The 23,963-nt window shown below is 43.3% G+C and carries 23 protein-coding genes and 1 pseudogene; 11 read left to right on the top strand and 13 right to left on the bottom strand.

Annotation, left to right across the window (positions count from 1 at the left end):
• Positions 1-87: 87 nt before the first annotated feature.
• Positions 88-657 carry a bifunctional adenosylcobinamide kinase/adenosylcobinamide-phosphate guanylyltransferase gene (gene cobU / locus IQ230_RS12035; protein WP_193932268.1) on the bottom strand — a complete coding sequence of 190 codons (570 nt, stop codon included), beginning with the start codon at positions 655-657 and terminating at the stop codon, positions 88-90.
• Between the two features lie 181 nt (positions 658-838).
• Here cobU and IQ230_RS12030 point away from each other — a divergent pair, with 181 nt between their 5' ends.
• Positions 839-1,513: a hypothetical protein gene (locus tag IQ230_RS12030; RefSeq protein WP_193932230.1), complete on the top strand. Its 675-nt coding sequence runs from the start codon at positions 839-841 to the stop codon at positions 1,511-1,513.
• A 108-nt stretch (positions 1,514-1,621) separates the two neighbouring features.
• Here IQ230_RS12030 and IQ230_RS12025 read toward each other — a convergent pair whose 3' ends face one another.
• On the bottom strand, positions 1,622-2,962 hold the full coding sequence (locus IQ230_RS12025; RefSeq protein ID WP_228054805.1) for a proton extrusion protein PcxA: 1,341 nt from the start codon (positions 2,960-2,962) through the stop codon (positions 1,622-1,624).
• Positions 2,963-3,049: 87 nt separating this feature from the next.
• On the opposite strand from IQ230_RS12025, the gene IQ230_RS12020 reads away from it, so the two are divergent.
• Together IQ230_RS12020 and IQ230_RS12015 are read left to right on the top strand one after the other, a co-directional pair.
• Complete coding sequence (locus tag IQ230_RS12020) at positions 3,050-5,197, top strand: PD-(D/E)XK nuclease family protein (protein ID WP_193932229.1); 2,148 nt, start codon at positions 3,050-3,052, stop codon at positions 5,195-5,197.
• 43 nt (positions 5,198-5,240) lie between these two features.
• Positions 5,241-5,792 carry a hypothetical protein gene (locus IQ230_RS12015; RefSeq protein ID WP_193932228.1) on the top strand — a complete coding sequence of 184 codons (552 nt, stop codon included), beginning with the start codon at positions 5,241-5,243 and terminating at the stop codon, positions 5,790-5,792.
• Between the two features lie 165 nt (positions 5,793-5,957).
• On the opposite strand, the gene IQ230_RS12010 is transcribed toward IQ230_RS12015, so the two are convergent.
• From IQ230_RS12010 to IQ230_RS12000, 3 genes are all read right to left on the bottom strand, one after another.
• Complete coding sequence (locus IQ230_RS12010) at positions 5,958-6,521, bottom strand: phycobiliprotein lyase (RefSeq protein WP_193932266.1); 564 nt, start codon at positions 6,519-6,521, stop codon at positions 5,958-5,960.
• A gap of 59 nt (positions 6,522-6,580) precedes the next feature.
• Positions 6,581-7,255, bottom strand: a complete 675-nt coding sequence (locus IQ230_RS12005; RefSeq protein WP_193932227.1) for a HEAT repeat domain-containing protein — start codon at positions 7,253-7,255, stop codon at positions 6,581-6,583.
• A gap of 111 nt (positions 7,256-7,366) precedes the next feature.
• Positions 7,367-8,869: a GMC oxidoreductase gene (locus tag IQ230_RS12000; protein ID WP_193932226.1), complete on the bottom strand. Its 1,503-nt coding sequence runs from the start codon at positions 8,867-8,869 to the stop codon at positions 7,367-7,369.
• Between the two features lie 117 nt (positions 8,870-8,986).
• Here IQ230_RS12000 and IQ230_RS11995 point away from each other — a divergent pair, with 117 nt between their 5' ends.
• Entirely contained in the window at positions 8,987-9,250 is a 264-nt protein-coding gene (locus IQ230_RS11995; RefSeq protein ID WP_228054802.1) for a four helix bundle protein, read from the top strand.
• 115 nt (positions 9,251-9,365) lie between these two features.
• Here IQ230_RS11995 and IQ230_RS11990 read toward each other — a convergent pair whose 3' ends face one another.
• The 5 genes from IQ230_RS11990 to IQ230_RS11970 form a co-directional block, all read right to left on the bottom strand.
• A complete protein-coding gene (locus tag IQ230_RS11990; RefSeq protein ID WP_193932225.1) occupies positions 9,366-9,974 on the bottom strand; it encodes a cytochrome c oxidase subunit 3 in 609 nt (202 codons plus the stop codon).
• Between the two features lie 65 nt (positions 9,975-10,039).
• Positions 10,040-11,755: a cytochrome c oxidase subunit I gene (locus IQ230_RS11985; protein ID WP_193932224.1), complete on the bottom strand. Its 1,716-nt coding sequence runs from the start codon at positions 11,753-11,755 to the stop codon at positions 10,040-10,042.
• Between the two features lie 45 nt (positions 11,756-11,800).
• Positions 11,801-12,718, bottom strand: coding sequence for a cytochrome c oxidase subunit II (locus tag IQ230_RS11980; RefSeq protein ID WP_228054811.1), 918 nt, complete (start codon positions 12,716-12,718; stop codon positions 11,801-11,803).
• Positions 12,719-12,881: 163 nt separating this feature from the next.
• Entirely contained in the window at positions 12,882-13,478 is a 597-nt protein-coding gene (locus tag IQ230_RS11975; protein ID WP_193932222.1) for a DUF2231 domain-containing protein, read from the bottom strand.
• On the bottom strand, positions 13,475-13,972 hold the full coding sequence (locus IQ230_RS11970) for a DUF2231 domain-containing protein (RefSeq protein ID WP_193932221.1): 498 nt from the start codon (positions 13,970-13,972) through the stop codon (positions 13,475-13,477). Before IQ230_RS11970 ends, IQ230_RS11975 begins: the two co-directional genes overlap by 4 nt.
• A 797-nt stretch (positions 13,973-14,769) precedes the next feature.
• On the opposite strand from IQ230_RS11970, the gene IQ230_RS11965 reads away from it, so the two are divergent.
• Positions 14,770-14,919, top strand: a complete 150-nt coding sequence (locus tag IQ230_RS11965; protein WP_193932220.1) for a hypothetical protein — start codon at positions 14,770-14,772, stop codon at positions 14,917-14,919.
• 160 nt (positions 14,920-15,079) lie between these two features.
• Here the strand turns inward: IQ230_RS11965 and IQ230_RS11960 are convergent, their stop codons facing one another.
• Both IQ230_RS11960 and IQ230_RS11955 read right to left on the bottom strand, forming a co-directional pair.
• Positions 15,080-15,364 carry a Calvin cycle protein CP12 gene (locus IQ230_RS11960; protein ID WP_193932219.1) on the bottom strand — a complete coding sequence of 95 codons (285 nt, stop codon included), beginning with the start codon at positions 15,362-15,364 and terminating at the stop codon, positions 15,080-15,082.
• 471 nt (positions 15,365-15,835) lie between these two features.
• Entirely contained in the window at positions 15,836-16,429 is a 594-nt protein-coding gene (locus tag IQ230_RS11955) for a methyltransferase domain-containing protein (RefSeq protein ID WP_193932218.1), read from the bottom strand.
• Positions 16,430-16,525: 96 nt separating this feature from the next.
• Between IQ230_RS11955 and IQ230_RS11950 the strand changes: the two genes are divergently transcribed.
• The 6 genes and pseudogenes from IQ230_RS11950 (at position 16,526) to purU (ending at position 22,594) form a co-directional block, all read left to right on the top strand.
• Positions 16,526-17,554 (top strand): ABC transporter ATP-binding protein, encoded by a 1,029-nt coding sequence (locus IQ230_RS11950; RefSeq protein ID WP_193932217.1) that lies wholly within the window; start codon positions 16,526-16,528, stop codon positions 17,552-17,554.
• Positions 17,551-18,363 (top strand): ABC transporter permease, encoded by an 813-nt coding sequence (locus IQ230_RS11945; RefSeq protein WP_193932216.1) that lies wholly within the window; start codon positions 17,551-17,553, stop codon positions 18,361-18,363. The genes IQ230_RS11950 and IQ230_RS11945 overlap by 4 nt, the downstream gene beginning before the upstream one ends.
• Positions 18,364-18,575: 212 nt before the next feature.
• The gene (locus tag IQ230_RS11940; protein WP_193932215.1) at positions 18,576-20,114 is read left to right on the top strand and encodes a GldG family protein; all 1,539 of its coding nucleotides are present in this window, start codon (positions 18,576-18,578) and stop codon (positions 20,112-20,114) included.
• 45 nt (positions 20,115-20,159) lie between these two features.
• Positions 20,160-20,900, top strand: a pseudogene (locus IQ230_RS11935) (PspA/IM30 family protein); the annotation flags it as partial.
• 21 nt (positions 20,901-20,921) lie between these two features.
• Positions 20,922-21,746: a DUF4340 domain-containing protein gene (locus IQ230_RS27670; protein ID WP_322742393.1), complete on the top strand. Its 825-nt coding sequence runs from the start codon at positions 20,922-20,924 to the stop codon at positions 21,744-21,746.
• Complete coding sequence (gene purU / locus IQ230_RS11925) at positions 21,743-22,594, top strand: formyltetrahydrofolate deformylase (RefSeq protein WP_193932214.1); 852 nt, start codon at positions 21,743-21,745, stop codon at positions 22,592-22,594. Before IQ230_RS27670 ends, purU begins: the two co-directional genes overlap by 4 nt.
• 75 nt (positions 22,595-22,669) lie before the next feature.
• On the opposite strand, the gene IQ230_RS11920 is transcribed toward purU, so the two are convergent.
• Positions 22,670-23,737, bottom strand: coding sequence for a catalase family protein (locus IQ230_RS11920; RefSeq protein WP_193932213.1), 1,068 nt, complete (start codon positions 23,735-23,737; stop codon positions 22,670-22,672).
• Between the last annotated feature and the right edge of the window lie 226 nt (positions 23,738-23,963).

Raw genomic sequence — 23,963 nt, 5'->3', positions numbered from 1 at the left:
AGGGGCGAGGGACGAGGGATTATACAAATATACTGATCTACTACTCAATAGTGACAAATTACCTAGATAAATGGCTATGAAGAAAAGCTAAACTTGGTCGTTAAGAGTTCCATAGTCCTGATGTGATGGTAAAGGAGAACCTAACTCTGTAAGATTCAGTACATAGCCGCCAGCAACCAAGTAAACAACATCAGCGATCGCTGCAATTCGACGCACTAAATGACCTAGGCGATCGCGGAAAGTTCTCCCAACAGGATAAGCTGGAACTAGCCCCCACCCTACTTCTTCTGCTACCAGAATCACATCCTGCTCAGCATCTTGCAACCCTGAGCACAAGTTTTGTATAGTATGCTCCCAGTTACTCTGATCTTGCTCTAGCAAATTAGCTACCCAAGTACCTAATGAATCAATTAAAAGACAACTATCTTGAGACGTCGTAATTGCATCAACTAATTGCAGTGGAATTTCCCATGTTACCCAAGCTTTAGGGCGGCGCTGGCGGTGTTGTTCGATTCGAGACAGCCATTCAATATCATTTTCGTCAGTTAATGCGGTTGCGACATAAATGACAGGTTTACCCGTCTGAGTAGCCAAGTTTTCAGCCCATTCACTTTTACCCGATTTTGCTGGTCCTGTTACAAGAATTACTTTGCTCAAAGTCACCCTTACCTATTCCAAGTCATACAATATTTTGTCCTGATTTTTGGTACTAACTGCTGCTAACAGATAAAATTACCACCAGTATCATGACTAGAAATGCGATACTTGAGGAGTTTCTTCAATAACTGCATTTTTAACATTAAAAATAAACAAGCTGCTGATTCCTCGGATGGAGACTATGAAGCCAAAACTACGAAAATTAGAGCCAAATCGGCACCAGGCAAAAATTATCAGCACTTCTGCTTCACCTCAAGATACTGCGTTGAATCACAGCTATTCTTTTAAAATTCGCAGCGACAAGACGAAGCAACAAATGTCTGCACATCACTCTGCACAAGTTGACGACTCGTTCTCAGCTTCAGATCAAACCTATAGAGAACCACAGTTACCTCAGTTTATTAGTACTAGTAACAGCGATCGCAAAACCAATCACTCAACTTACAGGCGATTTCTACCCAAACCAAAAATGGATGCGGCTACGTGCAAAAACCAAATTCGGCAAATTGTCCAACAAATTAAAGATCTTTATCAGGAAGGACCAATTGTTGATGGTTGGCTAGAGTCGCAGTCTCAAAATTCTGCACCAGAAGTTATGACTATAGACTATATAAAAGAGACTTATAAGTTCAATCAAAGTGAAGTTACCTGTGAATCACCTCGTCCAGGCTATCGCCTTTGTGGTGTCGATACCTTTGGTCAAAAGTGGTCTTATCCTTGTCCTGTCGAACAGTTAGCTAGTGTAAGTCTTGCAGTTGCCCGTTTCCAAAAAATGCAATATCTTTTGGCACGCAAGCGTTCTTTAGAAGCTTTTTTAGAACGACTACAAGAACGAGAAAGAAGAGGGAATATTTAATATCATCTCCGGTTAAATAATCAAACTTTCAGCATCGTTCTGCTGGTTGGTTGCTAATTGCTAGTCACTAGTCACTCTATTCACTCACTCCTCTTCTAGCCCTTAAGCCTACTCATTCATATTACGATAAGTTGCAACGGCTGATGGTGAAATCCGATTTAAGTAGCGGAAAATCCAATACTTAAACACAGCATCCAAAATGACTGGAAATGTTGCAATAAATAAGAAAATAAAATCTCTATTTTCAGGTAAACCAAAATGACGCGACGCAGTTCCTAATAAAACCTCCCAGCCGTGTGTTGAGTGAAATCCGACAAAAATATCTGTAAATAGAATAATAATAAATGCCTTAGCACTATCACTCAATCCATAAACAACATTATCCATAAATTCTTTAAGGACTTCTAACTCTTTTCTACTTGTGACAATTAACCATGTAAAAGCTCCTACAGATAATAAATCAGCAAATACATTTTTGACTGCATTGGAACTTTCTTGACGAAAGTGTTCAACAAGTTCTCTAACTTTCTCATGCATTTGTTGTTCAATTTGGATAGGAGAAAGCTGCATTTCTTCATTCAAAAGATTTCTAAATTTAAGCTGTTCTTCAAACCTTTGCATTTCAATTAAGGCTCTTTCTTCCATCTCAGGATTAAGAAAGATAATAACTTCTTGGGAGTTACGAAAGTGTTCGACTATTGGACTAATAATCAAATTCTTTGATAACTGTTGAGTCAGAAAAGGTACTATAATTAGTAAAAGAATTAATCTAATAGAAATAAATGTTCGTCTTTGTGAATTACGAAAATTTTTGACGACTTCAGTTTCGGCGCGAGGATCTAATTCGACTTTAAGACGATTAATAGTACTAAGAATAGACCGTGGTAGTACACTTGTTGTTTCAGCCTTAGTTTTTGGTTTCTTACTAGTGCTAGTATTCTTAACAACAGCGTTAGGCGCAATCGGTGGTGCTAGTTCGGAAGAAACAATAGGATTCTCGGTAACAACAACAGCATCGACAGACACTTCTGGATCGTACTTAGCGAGAATATCATCAATAAACCGAAGTTTCTCTAAAATCCGTGATTGATTATTTCTTTTTTGAATTGCAAAGGAGTCTTTATCAGTAAATGTGCCATCGTTTTTAGTGATTTTAGTAATATTTTGGTAATCAGGATTTATCCAAGAACGACTTGCCTTAAACTCTGTCAATCGCATTCGGATAGTTTTTAAGTGTTTTTTAAGTTCTGATTGAAAATAGGCGATCGCACTGCTACCATAATTCGGATTTGGTGCTATCTTTTGTCCATTAAAGTGTTCATCTTCCATTGCCTTAATTAATAAGGCTGCTTTATATGCTTCCTCTAAAGATCTCTCTGGCGTATCCAAATACCACTGTTGTGCTTTTACTAAGAACGAGTAAACTTGTTGGGGAATAGACCTTTTCATGGCAGGCAGTTATCCAGCCTTGTATAGTAATTTTTATTAGTTAATCAATGTACGAGGTATCTTAACAAATCTCAGAGGTTACAGTTAGTGCTTTCAGATTCGGTTTGGATTGAAGGTTCGAGTCGTAGCGGTAAGTCGGCTCGCTTGATAGCGCAGTTTTGCACCTGGGTAGACAAGACTAACGGGCAATCTGATACCCGTAGGCAGCGTAATGCTGTAAATAGTCAAGAATACTTAAGCAAGTATCAAACAGCGCCAGCCCTATTGTGTTTAGCGGCAAACGATGAGAATCGTCGAGAACTAGCAGAAAGAATTGTCAGTGCCACTGCAGGAAAATATCCTGTTCGCGCTAAGACACCTTTGGGTTTTTTGCAAGATGAGGTGATGTTATTTTGGCCTCTCCTGATTCAGATCCTCAACTTAAGAGCACAGTTTCCCGTGCGATTGCGTCCAGAAACAGAACAAGAGTTAGCTACCCACTTGTGGCGATCGCATTTTGACAGTGAATTACGCCGTACGGATGTAAATGAGTATCGGTTAATTCGTCGTATCCTCGATATTTTGCAACTTGCAGCTTATAGTGGAACGCCGATCGCAGAAATTGCGCCTTTGTTGGAACGCAGTTTTGGCGCAGCAGAAGTCACTACGACAGGAATCGTGGAAACGCCTTTACTAGAGACAATGCTGTTGCAATGGCGAAATTGGTGTCTAGAACGTGGATTATTGACTTATGGCATCATTACTGAGCTGTATTATCAACATTTGTTACCCGATAGCAACTATCAACAACATCTACTGCGCCGTTATCAAGCAGTTCTTGCCGATGACGTTGATGACTATCCAGGAATTATGCGCGATTTCTTTGACTTTTTGCTCGGTCGCAAAGTTGTTGGCGCATTTACTTATAATCCCGATGGTCGCGTACGTTTAGGATTAGGTGCCGATCCCGATTATATGGCAGGTTTACGCGATCGCTGTCGTGTAGAGCTTTTACCACAGCCACTCCTAAATTGCCTTGCCAATACCTTATCACTTCCAGTTGGCGAATTACTCGATAACACAGCTGGAGTCATATCGCTACCAAGTGAATTTCAGTCCATTCAAACAACTTCTCGGCGTGACTTATTACAACAAACAGCCGAAGTCATTACCCAAGCAGTGCGATCGCACCAAATTCAACCGCAAGAAATCGCTGTTATTGCTCCAGGTTTAGACGCGATCGCGCGGTATACACTTATAGAATTGCTAACCAAACAGGGAATTCCTGTAGCCCCGTTGAACGATCAGCGTCCACTGGTGAGTTATCCAATTATTCGTGCCTTACTGACGCTATTAAGCTTTGTCTATCCTGGTTTAGGACGCTTGGTAGATCGCAATGCGGTAGCTGAGATGCTGGTTGTATTGAGTAGAAACCGCCAGGAGTCATCGCTCATTCCTAATATAGATTTAGTACGGGCAGGATTAATTGCCGATTATTGCTATGCGCCGCATCCAGAACAACCTAATTTATTACCAGTAACAGCATACGATCGCTGGGATCGCTTGGGATATGCTGCGACGACAGCTTATGAAGAAATCGTGCAATGGATCGAATTACAGCGATCGCAGCAAGAACAACGATTAATTCCTAGCCCAATTTCCCTGTTAGATCGCGCTATTCAGAGGTTTTTATGGAATGGTAGCAATTTACCCTACGAACAATTAGCCGCCCTGCGAGAACTTTTAGAAACTGCGCAACACTACTGGGAAGTTGATACTCGTCGGCAGACCGAAGCAACGGAATCTCCGCCCCAAGCTACAGCACAATTCGTTCAACTTTTGCAAAGCGGAACTATTACTGCCAATCCCTATCCTGTACGTCCAATTGGTCCAATGAGTCGTGCTGTTACATTAGCAACAATTTTTCAATACCGTTCGAGTCGAAAATGTCATCGCTGGCAATTTTGGCTTGATGCCGGTTCGCCGCTGTGGTTGAGTGGTGGTGCAGCAACATTATTTGGTGCGCCATTGTTTCTGCACGATCGCTATGCACGTGGTTGGACAGCCGAAGATACCATCAATGCTGACTGGCAAAGACTACAACGAATTTTGCAAGATTTACTTTCTAGAGTAGAAGAGAGAGTTTATTTATGTCACAGCGATTTAGCCGTTAATGGACAAGAACAAGATGGTCCTTTGCTAGCATTAGTCAATGCTGCTGCACCAATCAACTTTAAAGATTACACTCTCATCTAGCTTGACACTTTCATGGGGTCTGATGAATCAATTAGGTACAAACATGACCGCTGAATTAGTGACCGCGTTGTTAATTCACTACAGCTTTGATTTAGGAGGCTATACAAGCAGTGAATTAATTGCTCAGTGGTTCCATAATTACCCAGAAAAATGGGTACGTGCTGCGGTCATTGAAGCCTTGTATCGCGGACGTTACAAAGCAGTTTCTATCGATCAAATTTTGGCAGTATGGCAACGTCGGGGTGATGCACTACATCATTTCACCCATGACTTCGAGCGTCTTGTCTGTGCTAACTTACCTGATACACTTGTTGAACTCGAATCTACAGACAATAGCACGCACTACGAGCAAATGCATTTTGTTGCCGCAGCTAATCCACTCCAAAACTCATCAGTTATGGTAGTTAAGCCTACAACCATTACACCCCATGTGAGTAGATCCACCCATGAAGTGCGATCGCCCACAAGCAGCAACTACTCGCCGATTGTGCGATTTACTCCACCAGAAGCTACCACTTCAGACTTTCACGCAAAACTCAAAGCAATTTCCCGCAGTGCAAAAAACAAGCAATCAGAATCCTTGCCTTCCGACTAAAGTCGGGGCTACTCAGGCATAGTTTTGAGTTTTGTTAGCGTAGCGGTGCCTTAGCACGTTTTGAATTAAGAGACTCTTCATAACTCATAACTCAGCACTCATAACTCATAACTCTAAAAATTGGTGGATATGGTTTGTTTAGCTAGCGAATTCATTCGCCAAGCTTCAAGTTGATACACTTGATGTTTCAGTTTCTTGAGAAGCAGGCTTCGCACCACCCATACGAATCTCAGAAGTAAACGACGCCATGCTAAAGCCACCAAAGCGCTTTAAGACGCTGACTCGCATCCGCAAATTGGGACTGGCAAACCATAGCCGTTCTTCAGAAGACATCGTTTCGTATTCTGTTATTAGGGTTAACGCCCCATCGTCACCCATCATATAACGCCCTGCAACAGGAACTTTCTCGGCGTAACCAATCTCGCGGAGTAGCTTACCTTGTTGGGGATTTTCAGGATCGGGAACTGAAACTAAAACCGTAGAACCAACGTGTTTTTCTTCATCCCATTCCATTGTGCCATTCCAGCTAACACGCGCACCACAACTTGCTTGTGCAGGATCGACCTCATACTGTTCGCAAAGTTTAATCACTTCTGGGTGATCGTTTGGTAATGTTTCAATTGTGATGTCAGATTTTCCCGACTCAGATTGTTTAAAAGCTAAGTGATGACTTGTGCGATGTGAAAACCATTTGCCAGCACTTTGCTCAAAAAATTCTTGAATATCCATTAATTTATCCTGCATTTAAACCTATTTCCTAAGTTAGCAGCTTGCTGGAGTGTTTCAAATCAAGTAGAAGCTTGGTTAAGGCGTTCTAGAGCAATTTTTGCTGCTGCTGCAACATTAGGGTGGCTATCTTTTTCTAGATATTTTAGTGCAGATACGCTCTTGTCACTAGGTAACTGACTCAAAGCTTCAGCCAAGCGTTGTCTCGTCAACCAGTCTTCTGATTGGGCAAAACGCAGAATATGATCGACTGATTCAATGTCTTTAATTTCACCTAAAGCAGCGATCGCTGCTTGCTGTAACACAACTTCATCACTGTCTAAGGCTTGCAACAGCACTTCATGGGCGCGAGAATCTTTTAAATTCCCTAGCGATACCGCCGCACTAAAGCGAACTAACCACTCGGTATCTTCATAAAATGCTCGTACTAGAGGTTCAAATGCTCTCAAGTCACCTAAATAACCCAAAGCCCCAGCTGCATCAGCACGAATTCCGTAATCAGGATCGGTTTCTAAGAGTTTGACTAAGATTGGATAACATTCATCTGTTGGCTTGATTCCCAACGCAAACACCGCCATTGAGCGGATTTGCAAAATTTCATCTTCTAAGACTTTTTTAATCAGAGGGACAGCATCGGCTGGAGAAACATCGCGCAACGATGCAAGCGCCAACATGCGATCGCGCGAATTTGGACTTTCTAACTGTGCGGAAATTTCTGCTAGGCTGGAGTTTGCCATATAGTTTTCAATGCCTTATTTTAATGTTCTTAATATACTGTTACCATTTTTGACGTTGAGATCTACCTCCAAACGAGAGGTTTTGGAGAATTTAGGAAGTGAAAATAGGTATTACTTCAACTGCTCGATTAAGCGATCGCCTACCCGCAAAGCATTGGCAATGACAGTTAAACCAGGACTAACACTGGCATGAGATGGGAAAAAACTGCTGTCTACAACATAGAGATTATGCACTTCGTGGGCACGACAGTTCAGATCCAACACAGAAGTCGCCGGATCTTCTCCAAATCGACAAGTGCCGCACTGATGAGCAATAACCTGTACAGGCATATCGCTGCGAGGATGGGTTGCGCGGTTAAATATATTGGGTTGAGACTGCTCGACGCTTTTCAATACATCAACCCAACGATATACCAAGCGATCGTGCGCTTCTACATTATTCGCGGTGTAATCAATTCGCAGTTTGTCTCCCACATAGCGAACGCGATTGTTGGGATGGGGCAAGTCTTCCGTTTTCAGCCACCAACCGATTGAATGGGTTGCCAACTGCCGCAAGCCAAAATTTGGCATCAGCCTAGATAATGCCGATAAAATCGGTGGTGCTTCGGCAAAAATCACATCTTGAAAAATGCCACCAGAGTTTTGTACGTGACCCATCGGATACGGAAAATCCTTGTCTCCCCAATAAAAATCATTTAGCCCCATTGTGCGGGAGAATGACCCAGAATTAGCGGTAGAGGTTAACTGCACCACAACCGACAGCAGTTGTTTCATCAAATTGCGCCCCACCTGATTAGAGCCGTTCGCAATTCCGTTGGGATGTTTTTCGTTGGCAGACCGCAGCAGCAAGGCTGCCGAGTTCACAGCACCACAGGCAAGAACCACAATGTCGCCTAAAAACAAATAGGACTGTTCCCCAATTTTTGCTTGAACTGCTTTGATCCCTGAGCCTGATGGATTGGTATGCAGACAAACAACCTGAGCAGAGGTTTTGAGCGTCACGTTTTCGTTGTTGAGGACTGGGCTAACTCCGGTGTCCTCAGCATCAGTTCTACCGCGATTACCCAACCCTAAAGGCAAATGAACAGGATGCAAACCCTGCTGAGAAAGGGCGTCGCCAATGCGTTGCACCATCGGCTCATGGGCAACTTCTGGAAAAGGATACGCTTCGCTACGGGGCGGCTCAGTGGGGTCATCTTCGACTTTACCGTGTACTTGATACAACTTCTCGGCTTCTGTGTAGTAAGGCTCAAAGTCATGATATTTCAGCGCCCATGCGGGAGAAATTCCTCCTTGATGCTGCACTTCCTCAAAGTCACGTTCGCGCATGCGCTGCAGAACGCCACTCCAGATTTTTGTATTGCCACCAACGGCGTAATATGTTTGCGGATAAAATGGCTCTCCTGTATTGTCGTACCAGGATTCAGGCGCATGAAATTGTTCTTTCTTAAAAATTTCTGTATCGACCAACTCTGAGCTTTCGCGATAGATCAGTTCTCCCCTCTCTACCAGCAAGATCTTTTTACCAGTTGGTGCTAGCTTTCGCGCCAGGGTTCCACCGCCTGCACCCGTGCCAACAATAATTACGTCATAGTATTGGTCGTCAACGATCATAGAAATCTCCTGTTAGGGGGAAGAAGGGTAGAGGGTAGTAGAAGGTAGAGAGTAGATATTGGAGGATAGTGGGAATTATTAGAAATAAGGTGCTATTAGATATGTTGGATATTAGTGATGAGTCATAGGGAGCAGTTTATTTGGAGGAAGGGAGTGGAGTTAGCTGTTAAGTGTTACCAGCTGACGCAAGGTTTTCCGCGCTCAGAAATTTATGGTTTAACGAGTCAAATTAGACGAGCATCTGTTTCAGTTGCATCTAACATTGCAGAGGGATATGGTAGAAAAACAAAGCGCGACGTATATCCAGTTTCTACATATTGCTCTGGGTTCGTTGCGAGAACTCGATACACTAATTGGTCATCGCTCAACAAGTTAATCTAGCTGAAGCATCAAAATTCACTGCTCTCCTAAGCGATATCGAACAAATGCAAAGACTTCTAGTCGCAACCCTCAACAAACTCAAATCCCATACCTAATCTCCTGCCTCCTGCCTTCCTCACTGCCAAACATAAATTAGCGTGTATAACACAATCCAAATGACATCAACAAAGTGCCAGAATAAAGACGTTGCTTCAACACCAAAGAAACCGTTGTCGTAGTTACCGGAGATAAACGATCGCCCCAGCATCAATGTTTGCAGTAGAATGCCTGTGAGGACATGCAGACCATGAAATCCGGTCAGTAAATAGAACATGCCCCCGAACAAACCGTCTTTAAATCCAAACGGTAAACTGCTCCATTCCACTGCCTGCCCAAGCAAGAAGTATCCCCCCATTGCCATTGTTGCTAGCAGAAATATCCGAAACCCCCACAGTTTTTTATCGTGTAAATAACGCTCAGCCACGTAGATGACAAAACTACTCGATACCAACACAAGCGTATTAATCAGTGGCTCTCTGGTTTCCAAACCAGTCACACCTGGTGGATACCAGTCAGGATTGGTGGTTTTGTAGACAATGTAACCCGTAAAGAAGCTCAGGAAGATGACACTTTCCGAGAGCAAAAACACGATAAAGCCAAACTTACTGTTTCCTGCTGCGTCATGCTCCTGGTGCTGTCGAACGGTCGCTTCAACGTCTTGGGAAATGACTCTTTCTGCTGTCATGATGTTTGCTGCTTCAAAAGTTTTGAGTTAATCCCATTCATTATTTATAATTCAAAATTCATCATTCATAACTCATCACTCTGCATAGCGGTGAGAGATTCAGGAAATTCAGTCAAGCCTGGATTGGGAGTATTTCCTACCAATGGTTGGTTCCTGCCGTAGCCGTAGGGTCCCGAAACCACAAGCGGCAGTTCTTCAAAGTTTTCGACAGTCGGTGGTGAAGAGGTGAGCCACTCTAAGCCGTATGCTCGCCAGGGATTGTTGCCCACTTTCTCGCCACGAATCCAGGAACTCACCATATTGAGAATAAATGGTAGCGTAGACAGACCCAATAGAAAACCGCCAAGACTTGCTAAGACATTCCAGTAAGCAAATTCCAGGTCATAGGATGCGACACGACGCGGCATTCCCATCAATCCAGCGGGGTGCATCGGCAGGAAGGTTAACGCCGTTCCCAGATAAGTCAAGGCAAAGTGCAGTTTGCCCAAACCTTCGTAATACATGCGTCCGGTCATTTTGGGAAACCAGTGATAAATTCCGGCATAGATACCCATGACGATCGCGCCATATAGCACGTAATGGAAATGTCCGACCACAAAGTAGGTGTTGTTGACGTGGATATCGATCGGCACAGAAGCAAGAAAGATTCCGGTAATTCCAGCAAATAGCCAGTTACTAATGCCGCCCAGAGCAAACAGCATTGGCGTAGTGAAGCGAATCTTGCCACCCCAAATCGTTGCGACCCAACCAAACACCTTGATACCCGATGGAATGGCAACCAGCATTGATGTCACCATAAACAGTATCCGCATCCAACTGGGGGTTGCACTGGCAAACATATGATGCACCCACACCAAACCACTGACAACCGTAATCAAAATAGATGATGCTGCAATCACCCGATAGCCAAATAGAGGTTTACGGGCATGAACGGGCAAAATTTCGGAAAACATCCCGAACACTGGCAGAATCATTACATAGACTGCCGGATGCGAGTAAAACCAGAAAAAGTGTTGATACAAGATGGGATTGCCACCCCGCTCTGGTGCAAAAAAACTGGTACCGATCGTGATATCGAGCAACAGCATCACTGCTCCTCCAGTTAGTGCAGGCAGCCCATACAGTTGAATTAACTGTGCTCCTAGCACTGACCAGACAAAAGCAGGTGTTCTAAACCAGGTCATTCCTGGTGTCCGCATTCGGAAGATAGTGGTGACAAAATTCACCGCGCCCATGATCGAAGACACACCCGAAATTGCCACTGCCAAAATCCATAACACCTGCCCGTTCAGCAGGTTTCCTGTTGGGTTTTGTATACTGACAGGCGGATATGCCCACCATCCCGACTGCGATGGACCTCCTGGTACCAGGAAACTGGCAAGCATCAACACGCCCACCACGGGAACCATCCAGAAAGAAACCGCATTGAGCCGAGGAAATGCCATATCTCGTGCCCCGATCATCAGCGGCACCAGGTAATTTCCCAGTCCCACTAAAACGGGGAATGTCCACATAAACAGCATGATCGAGCCATGCATCGTGAATAGCGCATTATAAACGGTGCGATCGACTAAATCGGCATCGGGGGTAATGAGTTCACCCCGCATAATCATTGACAACGTGCCACCAATTAGGAAAAAGAAGAACGATGTGACGATGTATTGAATGCCGATGACTTTGTGATCGGTGCTGAAGGTAAAGAATCGCTTCCAGTTGTCGGGCGCACCAGGGTAGGGCTGTCCGCGAACGACTTCTGGAGCCTCAAGCGAGATATTCGTCATAAGTTAGTAATCCTTGAGCGAACGCTCTTATGAAAGTAAGCCACATCAGGTAGGTGGACTGTCAGGTTCGTGCTTAGGGGCATAATTCACCACAGGTGGTGATGCTGGTGGGATCGTGTCCCAACCGCGAACGACTACGTTGTCTTTCGTTGCACCCTCTTGATCGTTTGCTTGACTGTACTCAAAAGCAGCCTGATTAAACGCAGGGGTGGGCGACGCAGCAGCAGCATCAGCAAGCCATTGTTGATACTCGTTGAATGGCTGAACAACGACATCTGCCTGATTTGCCGCAAAGTAAGTACCACTAAACATGGAATCACGCAGGCGATAGGTGCCAGTTTTAACAGGAGTTAGTTCAAAATCGATTTCGTGATTGGGAACGACATCTTGCTTCAGGCGAAATGCCGGAATGTAAAAGCCATGCAACACATCCTCCGATCGCAACGTGAACCGCACTCGGCGATTGACAGGTAAATGTAATTCAGTGCTGGTGATATCCTGTTTTGGATAATGGAAAACCCATGCCCATTGCTTAGCGGTCACGTCAATTTCTTCAATGGGAGCAGTTTCTACTGCATTCTCAATCTCCTGCTGCGGCGTGCTATCAAAAGGTGCAGCGTAAGCAGGCTGTATTATCTGGGGTAGGTGCAAATGCACGAGTTCCATCGGACCCCGCACCGCCATTTTTTCGTAAGTACGATAGCTAACAAAGGAAAGCGTTAACACCAAAACCAATGGCACTGCCGTCCAGACAATCTCCAGCCAGGTATTACCCTCAATCGGGGGACCATCGCTCATGTCATATTTCCTGGCTCGATGAAAGACCAGCGAGTAGAGGAAAGGTCCGATCACGCCCAAATAAATGAACGTGCCTAACCCCGTGAAGAGACTGAACAGATCGTCCAGCAGTTTCGATTCTGCCGATGCTTCTGGCGGAAACCATGAGTAGGATTGTTTTGCCATCCAAATACTAGCCAACGTCACCAAGATGGCATAGACCGTCATTATTAAAATTGCGCGGAGTTTGCTCATGACAGCGATCGCACCATAGTTATAACAGTGAACTGGGAGGATAAGGCAGGAGGCAGGAAGACTTTCAACTTTTGTCCTTTGCCTTTCGCCTTCCCTACAGTTGATTAGGATTTTCGCCTAAGTACAGCATCTGATCTGCTGTAACGTGAACGCCGAACTCACCACCCAAATGTGCGCCTAGTGTTCCCTGCACAAACATCAAAGCGAAAACAAATAAACCAGCAGCGAGATAAATCCACTGCACCTGTCTTGCCTTGTCTTTGCGCCACTGATAGCGTTGAAAGCCGCGCCAAACGGTCATTCCCACAATCAATGTCAAAATGAGCACCCCCCCAACACCGTGTAGAATCATCGTTTCTAGGGCATGAAGCCCCCAGGCACTAGTGACATCCGCAAGCGGTACAGCCAAAGAAACTTCAAACAAACCAGCCATGACCGTAAAAAAGGTAATGATCGCTGATGCCAACAGGTTATACCAACCGACATCAAACAGCGACGAACGGGTAACGGGAATCGCTAGAAACTTAAAAACTGCTTTCTCGACGGGAAACAACGCCCCTACAATGTCAAAAGCGATCGCCACGATAAATAACCCTAGTGTTAGATGCACCAGGTTGGGATGGATGGGAATTGGGTAAGGCAACCCATTCGCTCCCAAACTACTCCACTGGTTCAGCAGCTCTGGATTCATAGTAGACCTCCTCTGATTGCCTCTACGACAGGAATCGTATGCAAACCATAGACCCAAACGAGTAAGCTGCCCAGGTATGACTGAACGCAAACTAGCCCAACTAGCAGCACATTCGCTGCAAGGTAAGGAATGGGTAACTGCGGTCTTTCCTGTAACCGAATCACATAGCGCCATGCAGTGACGATCGCCAGAATTCCTGAGAGCGACCAGCCCAAAACTGTATGGACATTCAGCGTTGAAACAGATGCAGCATAAGGTTCTGCCAGACCTGCTTCAATCTGTCCAAAAATAATTGCAATGAAGATCGAAACTGTTGCGAAAGCCAGATTCCACCAACTGACTTCATACAATTTAGAATTTTTTGTGAAATACCCAAGAATATCGCAAAACACTGCAAACAGCACCATCGCAATCACGAAATGCACCACGATTGGGTGAATGGTATCGGGATAAGGAAGGTTATGCTCATTGAGAGGTGGAAGATACTTAAACACAGGTTTTTAGAATAATGCAGTTACAGTAAAATGGCGAGAGTACTGAGATAAGTGGGCAATTTAACTGTTTAATGGGTGTTTAAAAAGGTCTAATAGGAATAGAGCCATAATACCTGAGTTGCAAGAGTTTCTGTCTGGAGGTTATCTTCATTTTTGATTTTACAAAATCTCTCTTTAGAGAGAAGCGTCCTCCTTTCTCTCCCCAATAATGCATTCAATGCCCTGCTGATTAGTTGAGAAATTCTTCAGCACATTGATTGTAATTGCCCACTTGAGATCGTGCGACTGCCCTGGCAGATTGTTGTGGTTCTTAATGGCATTGATCGCGCTAGCCATAGGCGATAGCCTCAGCTACCCCAGTTGGGATCGTTGTGTTGATATAAGTAATAACAAAAAAGTTACACCAAGGCTGAAATACTTATCATATAAGCATCCTAGCTATTTATTTTCTATCACTTCTGTTGTTAAATTAATAATCTGTATTTAAGATAAATTCTTTTTATACATTCAATAGCTGTTAGCCGTTAGCTGGCGCGATGCTCGAGCTTGGTTTATTGGCATAGTACGAGAATTAATTTTTAATGGGAGATGGCACTCACCGTTAAAGGAATTCCGTTAAAATCAGAGATTTTTAACGGAGGTCTTAAACCCAAAGCTAATAGCTTCTAGATAGATTATAAGTAAATCTTATTATTTATAGCAGCAGTTAACCACTATTTCAGAATTGCTAGATGCTGGCACAGATATGGTGATTCAACATTTAGCCGAACATACCGAGCCAGCGACTACAAGCAGGGATGACAAGGGCAAAGAAGAAACTGCAACGCCCGCGCTGTGCAGGTGTTGGCTCTGCTTTGTCTGTAAATTTGTCACCGCGTTGGATGCAGCGATCGCACTACAACGCAATAGTGAAAGCAGACAGTAAATCTCGTTGTCAACTTAGCTAAAACATTACCCTGCCGTTTTGGCGTAGCCATTTGTTATGCTCCTGCAAGGAAAGATCTAAAGGCTCACGCTAAGTGAGATCGCAACAACATCGTGAACTATCACACCAAGGCAGTGTAGGCTTCATCCGAGAAGATACGTTGCGAATGAAGCATCTGCTGTTTAAACGTCGTAAATGCGACATTCAGGTGCATCTGGATGTAAGGCACAGTAGCGTTCAAATGCAGAAGAAGAACTTTTATTTTCCCGCTGGCGAAACCTGGCAGTTGCTAATTCTTCGACCACGTCCCAGGCTACAGCTACCTCAGTTACTCCAATCCCGTACATTTGGGTGAGGCGACGAGCGTGCTCCAAAGCAGCTTGGAGGGATGTTTCCAAAGATTTTTTGCTTTCAGAGCGAGAGATTGAAGTTGTTGTAACTAGTTGTTTCTCAGCAATGTAAACCATTGAACTTCTCCTGTTAAGTGCTGTCGGTTTCGCTAACTGGACTCACTTTAACAATAAATAGTTCTAATAACAATACCATTAAAATATAAGTTGTTTCTATTAATGATAGGGTTTGCTTAACTGCAAGATACTAGCCCGTACACCTCTAGCAGCCGTTTTGGAACGTATTCGGTGAATTTAGCGCTTGGCAAATAATATTCGCAGCTAAACAAACATAGACGCGCAGCGGCTTCCCACAGGGTAGTTCACTGAGGTGGACTCATAAAATCAGGCTTGTATAAATCGATAAAGGTAGGATTCGTTTACTCATACCACGTTTACTCATACCAATAAAAAAATGGTTGCACCCAATTAAACGCTCTAATCTTCTATCTCCCCTGTTGCTTCTATTGGTGTAGTTGCGGTTGAAACCGAATCAGCTCTTCTCATGTTATTTAGCAGCTAGCAACATGATATTAGTAGTACTACTTTTTACAGTTTCAAGCGAAAGTGTCCAAAGTGTTCTTCGCCTTGACGCGCTGGTACAGAATTAGTAATTGGCTGTAACTTCAGAATTTCAAAATCTGTGGCAAAATACTGTTTAATTTCCTCTGGACTAACGCCAAAAGGGGGACCGCCAGGACGAGAATGTGTAAAAAAGATTGCGATCAGTTCGCCTCGTGGTTGCAAAATTTCTCGCACTAATTTTACATAATCCTGTCGCTGTTGTGGATTAATCGCACAAAAACAAGTATGTTCAATAATGTAGTGAAAATACCGAGAGAATTCAGCAGGCAAGTCAAAAATATCACGTTGCAAAAATTGAGCTGAACTGTCTCTAGCTTGGGCAATTGCAGTAGCTTCAGCGATCGCGAGGAGTGCAAAATCAAAACCGATGACATCAAAGCCATACTTGGCAAATGCGATCGCATCATAGCCGCGACCACTACCTAAAACTGCTGCCTTGCCTGGTTGTAAAGAATGTGACTGCAATAAACTCACAAACGCTGGTGCAGCTTGTCCCAAATCCCAACGAGTTGTTCCTTCTTGATATCGCTGTTCCCAATATTCTGAGGTACTAACCACTAATCCTCACCCCTCACTACTCGCTCCTCACCCCTTTTTATGCTAAAACACATGGTGGTTTAATATAGAGTCTCAAACTAAATCCGCTGCAAAACGATGATTTCAGTTGAGCATTTAAGTAAGATTTACGGATCTACCCCAGCAATCCAAGATGTCACCTTTAGTGTCGAACCAGGTGAGATTGTCGGTTTTTTAGGACCAAACGGCGCAGGTAAAACCACGACAATGCGGATTTTGACTGGCTATCTCCCCGCAACAAGTGGAAGTGCCAAAATTGCAGGGTACGATGTCCATGAGAATTCCTTAGCCGTACGACAGCGAATAGGTTATTTGCCAGAAACGCCGCCGTTGTATCCTGAAATGACTGTTGAGGCGTTTTTGTACTTTGTCACGAGACTCAAAGGAGTCCCCGCAGGCGATCGCCCGTCAAAAGTAGACGCTGCCCTCAAGCGCTGTAATTTGCTAGAAAAACGTCGGGTGTTGATTCGCAAACTTTCTAAAGGTTTTCGCCAACGTGTTGGAATTGCCCAAGCGATCGTTCACGATCCTCCCGCAATTATTCTCGATGAACCAACCGTCGGACTCGATCCGCGACAGATTATTGATGTCCGCAATCTGATCAAAAGCCTAGCAGGAACTCACACGATTATCCTGTCTACGCATATCTTGCCCGAAGTGAGTATGACGTGTAACCGCGTCACAATTATTAATCAAGGAAAAGTTGTGGCGACAAATACGCCGGATAATCTTGAAGCAAGTTTAGCGGGTGGTTCTGGCTATGAGTTAGAAATTGAAGGTAATTCTACCGCTGCCCAGCAACAAATACAACGAGTGTCAGGAGTGCGGGTAGTAGAACCAATTGCAACAACTGAAATCCCCGCAAATCGGGCGGTTTTGCGCGTCGTATCTGAACCTGGAATTGAACCAGGAAAAGAAATTATTGCCACTTTAGTGAGTATGGGAATTGGTGTGTGTGAAATGCGACGTACGCGGGCGAGTTTAGAAGATGTCTTTTTACGTCTAACGACTCAAGAAAAATTAGAAGACGGTGCGAATGCGCAAAGCGCACACTTCGTGAACGCAACCGCAACAGAAGAAAAGCAAAAAGAAGAGGTAACGCCATGAGACTGATTTGGGCTAATATTGTGGCGATTTATCGCAAAGAGTTACAAAGCTACTTTGCATCGCCCTTAGCATACGCAATCGCTGGGATTTTTTGGCTATTGTCGGGCTTCTTCTTTACGATTATTCTCTTAGGTCCCCAAGGATATATTTCCCTGGCTGCCCAAGCCGATTTACAAGCCCAACAAATCGGATTACCAGCACCACCAATTGATGTTGCTTACGAGTTTTTACGCGCTTTTTTAGGGATTATGGGTTCGCTGGCATTATTTGTCCTTCCCATCCTCTCGATGGGTTTGTATGCTGAAGAACGCAAACGCGGCACTTTAGAGTTACTCGCGACGTCACCTGTGACAAATTGGGCTGTTGCTGTCGGTAAGTTATTGGGAGTACTGACGTTTTTTATTGCCATGATTCTACCGTTATTAGCGTATCAAGCGATCGCTCTTAGCGCCTCAAATCCTCCGGTTCCGCCCGCAGTTCCTTTGCTAGGACACTTGGGCTTGATTCTTCTAGCAGCCAGTGTGTTGTCTTTGGGAATGTTTATCTCTTCGCTGACAGATAGTACATTACTCGCAGCAGTACTCACATTTGCCTTAGTTCTATTTCTTTGGGTAATTGATACCGTTGCACGAGCATTTAGTGGTCCAATAGGAGAAGCATTAGGTCATCTTTCGTTACTCAGACATTTTAATAATTTAGTCCAAGGCATTTTTGACACAGGTAGTATTGTTGTATTTGCCAGTTACATTTTTTTAGGTATCTTTTTAACTGCCCAATCTATCGATGCACTACGCTTTCAACGTTCTTAAGACAAGCAAAGTAGGAGTGTAGGTAATAGAGTTTTGAGTTTTGAGTTCTGTTAGCGTAGCGGTGCGTTAGCACGTTTTGAATTAAAAGAAATTTGAACTTTGAGTTTTCTTAACTCAACACTCAACATTCATAACTCTCTTAGTTTCCCCACCTACCAAACTACCCAACTACCCGCCTACCCAACCCCTGCCCCTCTAAATCTTAGTTGTTTATGAAGTCTATTGCGAGAAGAAATTATAAATATTGGAAGTATCTGTTTTGGCTTGGTCCAGTTCTTTTTGTTGCTGGATTAACTGCTGGATTGGTATCTAACGATTGGGAACCAGTACCTTTAGGGTTACTGATTGCTGGTGTTGTCATCACTGGCTTATGGCTGATATTTAGTGCTAACCAAAACCGCTGGTGGAGTCGCCGTTCAACACAAGCGGGAACTAATGCACTTATTGCCACACTATCTGTATTGGCACTTTTAGGGTTAATTAACTTCTTAGCGGTGCGCTATCCAGTGCGAAGAGACTTTACTGAAGCACAGTTATTTACTTTAGCACCACAATCACAGCAACTTGTACGGAATTTATCGCAACCTGTGAATGTGTGGATTTTTGACCGCAATCAAGATCAGCAAGATCGCGAATTGCTAGAGAATTATCGTCGGCAAAATCCTCAATTTAGCTTTGAGTATGTCGATCCGCAAGTTCAAAGAGGGTTAGCCGAAAAGTTTGGAGTCAAACAATTTGGTGAAGTTCATCTCGAAGCAGGACAACAGCGGCGATTAGTACAAGTTGTCAATAATGAGCAACGATTGTCCGAAGTTCGTTTAACAAATAGCATTCAGCAAGTAATTAGCGATCGCACTGCGAAAGTTTACTTTCTTCAGGGACACGGCGAACTTCCTGTCACATCTGAACAAGGCGGACTCTCACAAGCACTCACGGCGTTAGGAGATCGCAGCTACACAACAGAACCACTCAACTTAATTCAAAACCCGACGATTCCTCAAGATGCCACAATGATTGTGGTCGCAAGTCCAAAACAGGCACTATTTCCTCCAGAAGTCAAGGCTTTGACTGATTATCTTAATTCTGGTGGTAGTCTACTTCTGATGACTGACCCCAACACGAATCCAGGGCTAGATAGTTTATTAAAATCTTGGGGCGTCACCCTCGACGATCGCATTGTCATTGATCCAGCGGGTGCAAGTATCGGTTTTGGTCCAGCGGTTCCTGTGGTAGACACCTACGGCGAACATCCGATTACGCAAGACTTTAACAATGGAATTTCTTTTTACAGTGAAGCGCGATCGCTAGAACTCAGTGAAGTTGCTGGAGTGCAAGCTACACCGTTATTAATCACTAGCCCTCAAACTTGGGCAGAAAGTAATTTGCAGGGCGATCAATTGCAGTTTAATCCAGAAACCGACGTTCAAGGTCCACTCACAATAGGTGCTGCACTGAGCCGTCAAGTTAACAATCAAGCGTCGCAAGAAGCAAGACTTGTTATTTTTGGTGATTCTAATTTTGCGGTAGATGGATTATTTGAACAGCAACTCAATGGCGACGTATTTCTTAACTCCGTTGGTTGGTTAAGTAAGCAAGACGAAGAAACACTCTCAATTCGCCCCAGAGAACCAAGAAACCGCCGGATTAATTTAGCCGCACAGCAAGCCAACGTTTTAGGTTTAACTGCACTACTGTTGATTCCCTTAATTGGCTTCGCCTCAGCAGTTTTCTTATGGTGGCGCAGGAGATAAAGTGCAGGACACTTAAGCTTAAGAAAAAGGCATAACTTTAGAGCTATGGAATTATTTGAGCGTAGTCATCGGGTAGTCAAAGCTAACCTCAACGACATGGTTAGCAAAGCAGAAGATCCCGAAAAAATGCTGGAACAATTACTTCTAGAAATGCAAGAAGACTTAGTTCAACTACGTCAGAGTGTAGCTCAAGCGATCGCCGCACAAAAACGTATCGAGCAACAGTACAATCAAGCGCAAAATGAAGTGAATAAGTGGCGAAGCAATACACAGTTAGCACTGCAAAAAGGCAACGAAAACTTAGCACGCCAAGCACTCGAACGTAAGAAAACCTACGTCGAAACAACAATTGCTTTACGCGGTAGCTTCGACCAACAATCCAGCCAGATTGACACGCTTAAGCGCAACCTGATCGCACTAGAAAGCAAAATTTCGGAAGCTAAAACGAAGAAAGAGATGGTCAAGGCGCGGATAACCACAGCTAAAGCTCAAGAGCAAATGCAAGGCGCGATCGGTAGAATGGGAACAAGCAGTGCAATGGCAGCATTTGAGCGGATGGAAGAAAAAATAATGCTGCAAGAAGCCCGCGCTCAACCCGCAACCGAGTTAGCAACGGATAATCTTGAAAGTCAGTTTGCAGCGTTAGAAGCCAGAAGTGATATTGATGATGAACTTGCAGCACTCAAAGCGCAAATGTCACTCCCAGGAAGTTCACTGCAACAAGCATCACTACCATCCTCGGAAAAACAATCATCTGCACCCAAGTTTGAGTCAGTTATTGATAGTGCCAATCAAAATAGCCAGTTTATGGCGTTGGAAGTAGGAAACAATATTGTTGACGAGGAATTAGCAACACTTACAGCTCAAGTGTCTTCTCCAGCTATATCACAACCAGCATCACCCTCGGAAAAACAATCATCTGCACCTCAATCTCAGCTCCCTAGTAATGCAGAATTAGAACAACCAGACAAACAACTAGATCCAACAGTTAGTCATCCTTGTGTTTCCACTATGAAGTTACAGCGTACCACTTTGATTTTGCTACTTTTAGCACTAGGGTTAGGAGGATTTGTTTATTTCTACGAAATCCGAGGTGCGACTCAGCGACAAGAAGCGGAAGTCAGAGAACAGCAAATTTTTGCGTTTACTCAAGAACAAGTACAAACATTAAATATTCAAACTCAAGGACAAACATTAGGCTTTGAACGCAATCAAAATGGACAATGGGTGATGACGTCGCCTGAAAAGACTCCCGCAAGTAATGCGTCAATTTCTTATTTACTCGATTTACTTGTGCAAGGAAGAAGCGATCGCACAATTCAAGTTCCCACAAATCAACTTGCAGATTATGGTTTAGCCGATCCACAAGCAACTGTTATAGTCACGCTCAATAACCAGCAAACACATCAGTTGAATCTAGGCAATGCTGATTTTAGTGGCAACTCTTTATATGCTCAAGCTGATCCTGGAAATAACCCTAGCGGTAATGTAGATTTACTCTTGGTGTCTGCAGATTTTCAAAATGCAGTAAATCGCGATTTAGCAGAATGGAGAATTGAAAACGATACACCAGATGCTGATAATCCTACACCGCAAACACCTACTCCGGCTAGCCCATCTCCTTCTCCATGAACCCTACTGCAACTTTACTGATTTCCTGTCCCGATCAAAAAGGTTTAGTCGCCAAAATTGCTAACTTTATCTACGCCAATGGCGGTAATATCATTCATGCCGATCAGCATACAGATTTTGCTGCAGGCTTATTCTTAACGCGTATAGAATGGCAACTTGATGAATTTAATTTACCACGGGAATTCATTGCACCAGCATTTAGTGCGATCGCCCAACCATTACAAGCACATTGGCAGTTACACTTTTCTGATACTATCCCGCGTATTGCAATTTGGGTAAGTAAGCAAGATCATTGTTTATTTGACTTAATTTGGCGACAAAAAGCGAAAGAATTTACTGCTGAAATTCCAGTAATTATTAGTAATCACCCTGATTTAAAAGAAGTTGCTGAGCAGTTTGGTATCGATTTTCATTATATCCCAATTACAAAAGAAAATAAATCTACTCAAGAAGTAAAACAACTCGAACTATTACAAGAATATAAAATTAATTTAGTCGTTCTGGCAAAATATATGCAAATTGTCAGTACAGAATTTATTACTCAGTTTCCTAAGATTATTAATATTCATCATTCATTTTTACCAGCTTTTGTCGGTGCAAGTCCTTATCATCAAGCTTATGAACGAGGAGTAAAAATCATTGGTGCTACGGCTCATTATGTTACATCTGAACTGGATGCAGGACCCATTATTGAGCAAGATGTGGCGCGAGTTAGCCACCGCGATGATGTAGCTGATTTGATCCGTAAAGGAAAAGATTTAGAGCGCGTAGTGTTAGCAAGAGCAGTGCGATTACACTTACAAAATCGTGTTTTAGTTTACGGGAATCGTACAGTGGTATTTGAATAACTTGGCGAATGAATTCGCTGCTACTTGTTTTTGTTTTAGTGTACGAAGGTACACTTTGTCTGAGTAGCCCCGACTTCAGTCGGAAGGCATTCTACCAAACAGCTTCAAGAATTCCTCTTCTGACGGTTCTTTAACAACGACATTATTCAAATTGTGGCGTAATTCCGATAGTGCTTCATATACCTGCTTCCGTGCCCGATTAACTCCGCCTAAAGGTTGATGTTCTGGTAAAGAATGCCAAGGAGTAAAAGATAAATGTTCGCAGAATTCCATCTGTTGTAGAGAATCAAATTGCTGACGAGGAATTTTAATTGTTGCTACTTTTTGAAACGGTGATTTCCATTCAATTCTCGGATCTTCAATGGGCATTTTCTTTGCATCTGTTTGCAACTGAATTAAGAAATCAAAACTAGCCTCTTGACTATTTAAATGCTCAACCATTGCTTGACGCAGATAGTCTGGCGATTTAGCAACTGAATGTGTAGCATTATTAGAATTAGGTACAACTGTGAATTTGATCGCGCGATCGCCTAGTTTATAAGGTGTACTGCTCCAATATTGAATGGCTAAAGGACTACTCACTTTTTTGTTGAGCATAACCATACCAATAATAAATTCTCGCAAGTGCCATTTAAATGGATTGGGATTGAGGAAGAAGAACTTTAGCGGTAAATTCCCTTTTGCGGCTTGTCTTGCTCTAAAGAATTCAACATAATCTTGCACATCTTTGATAAAAAAGACTGGATGATTAATTAAGAGTAAATCTTGAGTTTTCTCATCTTTTTGTTGTTCTAAGAGTTTTTCGCCTTCTATTCCAAAGAGCTTAATTGCCATTCCTCGAACATCTTTTTTGGTATCATCCTGCACTTTATTATTAGAAAAACGAATTCCAGCATTAAAAGTACGAGGCTGTTTGAAAATACCAACTTTTAGTTCTTGGGGAATATCATCATGAATAATAAATTCTGCTCGAAGACAACCATGATGTTTAGGATGAGCATCGCGTAAAACAGGTCTAATATTATCTGGAAAACTTTGCTTCAGGGCATCGATACTAATTTGCTCAATTTCTTTGATACCTGCTATTTCTCCTGTAATAGGATACTCTTTGCCAAGTTCAATTTTTTCTTTTTTAAGCTGCATAATAGTTTCTATTTTTATACTCTTTTGAAGTAAGAATTCAACTGTATTGCTATAACTAAGTCACCTGAGTAACGCTAGTTGTTGGCGAGCTACATTCTTAGAGGAGGTCTGAAAAGTAAAAAAGCTCTCGTTACAATAACCTGTCAATAGCAAAAAATGACAGAGAACGAGAGTCATGGGTCAATCATATCGTACCGATCTCACAGATGAACAATGGGAATTACTG

Source organism: Gloeocapsopsis crepidinum LEGE 06123, from assembly GCF_015207655.1.
GTDB classification, from domain to species: domain Bacteria; phylum Cyanobacteriota; class Cyanobacteriia; order Cyanobacteriales; family Chroococcidiopsidaceae; genus Gloeocapsopsis; species Gloeocapsopsis crepidinum.
This window is presented reverse-complemented; position numbering and strand designations above follow the sequence as displayed.

Coding starts and splice junctions, on each gene's coding strand:
- IQ230_RS27670 (WP_322742393.1), top strand. CDS start 20,922: ATGGCGTTGGAAGTAGGAAACAATATTGTTGACGAGGAATTAGCAACA.
- IQ230_RS11990 (WP_193932225.1), bottom strand. CDS start 9,974: ATGACAGCAGAAAGAGTCATTTCCCAAGACGTTGAAGCGACCGTTCGA.
- IQ230_RS11975 (WP_193932222.1), bottom strand. CDS start 13,478: ATGAATCCAGAGCTGCTGAACCAGTGGAGTAGTTTGGGAGCGAATGGG.
- IQ230_RS12030 (WP_193932230.1), top strand. CDS start 839: ATGAAGCCAAAACTACGAAAATTAGAGCCAAATCGGCACCAGGCAAAA.
- IQ230_RS12015 (WP_193932228.1), top strand. CDS start 5,241: ATGACCGCTGAATTAGTGACCGCGTTGTTAATTCACTACAGCTTTGAT.
- IQ230_RS11920 (WP_193932213.1), bottom strand. CDS start 23,737: ATGCAGCTTAAAAAAGAAAAAATTGAACTTGGCAAAGAGTATCCTATT.
- IQ230_RS12000 (WP_193932226.1), bottom strand. CDS start 8,869: ATGATCGTTGACGACCAATACTATGACGTAATTATTGTTGGCACGGGT.
- IQ230_RS11980 (WP_228054811.1), bottom strand. CDS start 12,718: ATGGCAAAACAATCCTACTCATGGTTTCCGCCAGAAGCATCGGCAGAA.
- IQ230_RS11945 (WP_193932216.1), top strand. CDS start 17,551: ATGAGACTGATTTGGGCTAATATTGTGGCGATTTATCGCAAAGAGTTA.
- IQ230_RS11965 (WP_193932220.1), top strand. CDS start 14,770: ATGACAAGGGCAAAGAAGAAACTGCAACGCCCGCGCTGTGCAGGTGTT.
- IQ230_RS11940 (WP_193932215.1), top strand. CDS start 18,576: ATGAAGTCTATTGCGAGAAGAAATTATAAATATTGGAAGTATCTGTTT.
- IQ230_RS12025 (WP_228054805.1), bottom strand. CDS start 2,962: ATGAAAAGGTCTATTCCCCAACAAGTTTACTCGTTCTTAGTAAAAGCA.
- IQ230_RS11985 (WP_193932224.1), bottom strand. CDS start 11,755: ATGACGAATATCTCGCTTGAGGCTCCAGAAGTCGTTCGCGGACAGCCC.
- IQ230_RS12005 (WP_193932227.1), bottom strand. CDS start 7,255: ATGGCAAACTCCAGCCTAGCAGAAATTTCCGCACAGTTAGAAAGTCCA.
- purU (WP_193932214.1), top strand. CDS start 21,743: ATGAACCCTACTGCAACTTTACTGATTTCCTGTCCCGATCAAAAAGGT.
- IQ230_RS11995 (WP_228054802.1), top strand. CDS start 8,987: ATGAGTCATAGGGAGCAGTTTATTTGGAGGAAGGGAGTGGAGTTAGCT.
- IQ230_RS11950 (WP_193932217.1), top strand. CDS start 16,526: ATGATTTCAGTTGAGCATTTAAGTAAGATTTACGGATCTACCCCAGCA.
- IQ230_RS11960 (WP_193932219.1), bottom strand. CDS start 15,364: ATGGTTTACATTGCTGAGAAACAACTAGTTACAACAACTTCAATCTCT.
- IQ230_RS12010 (WP_193932266.1), bottom strand. CDS start 6,521: ATGGATATTCAAGAATTTTTTGAGCAAAGTGCTGGCAAATGGTTTTCA.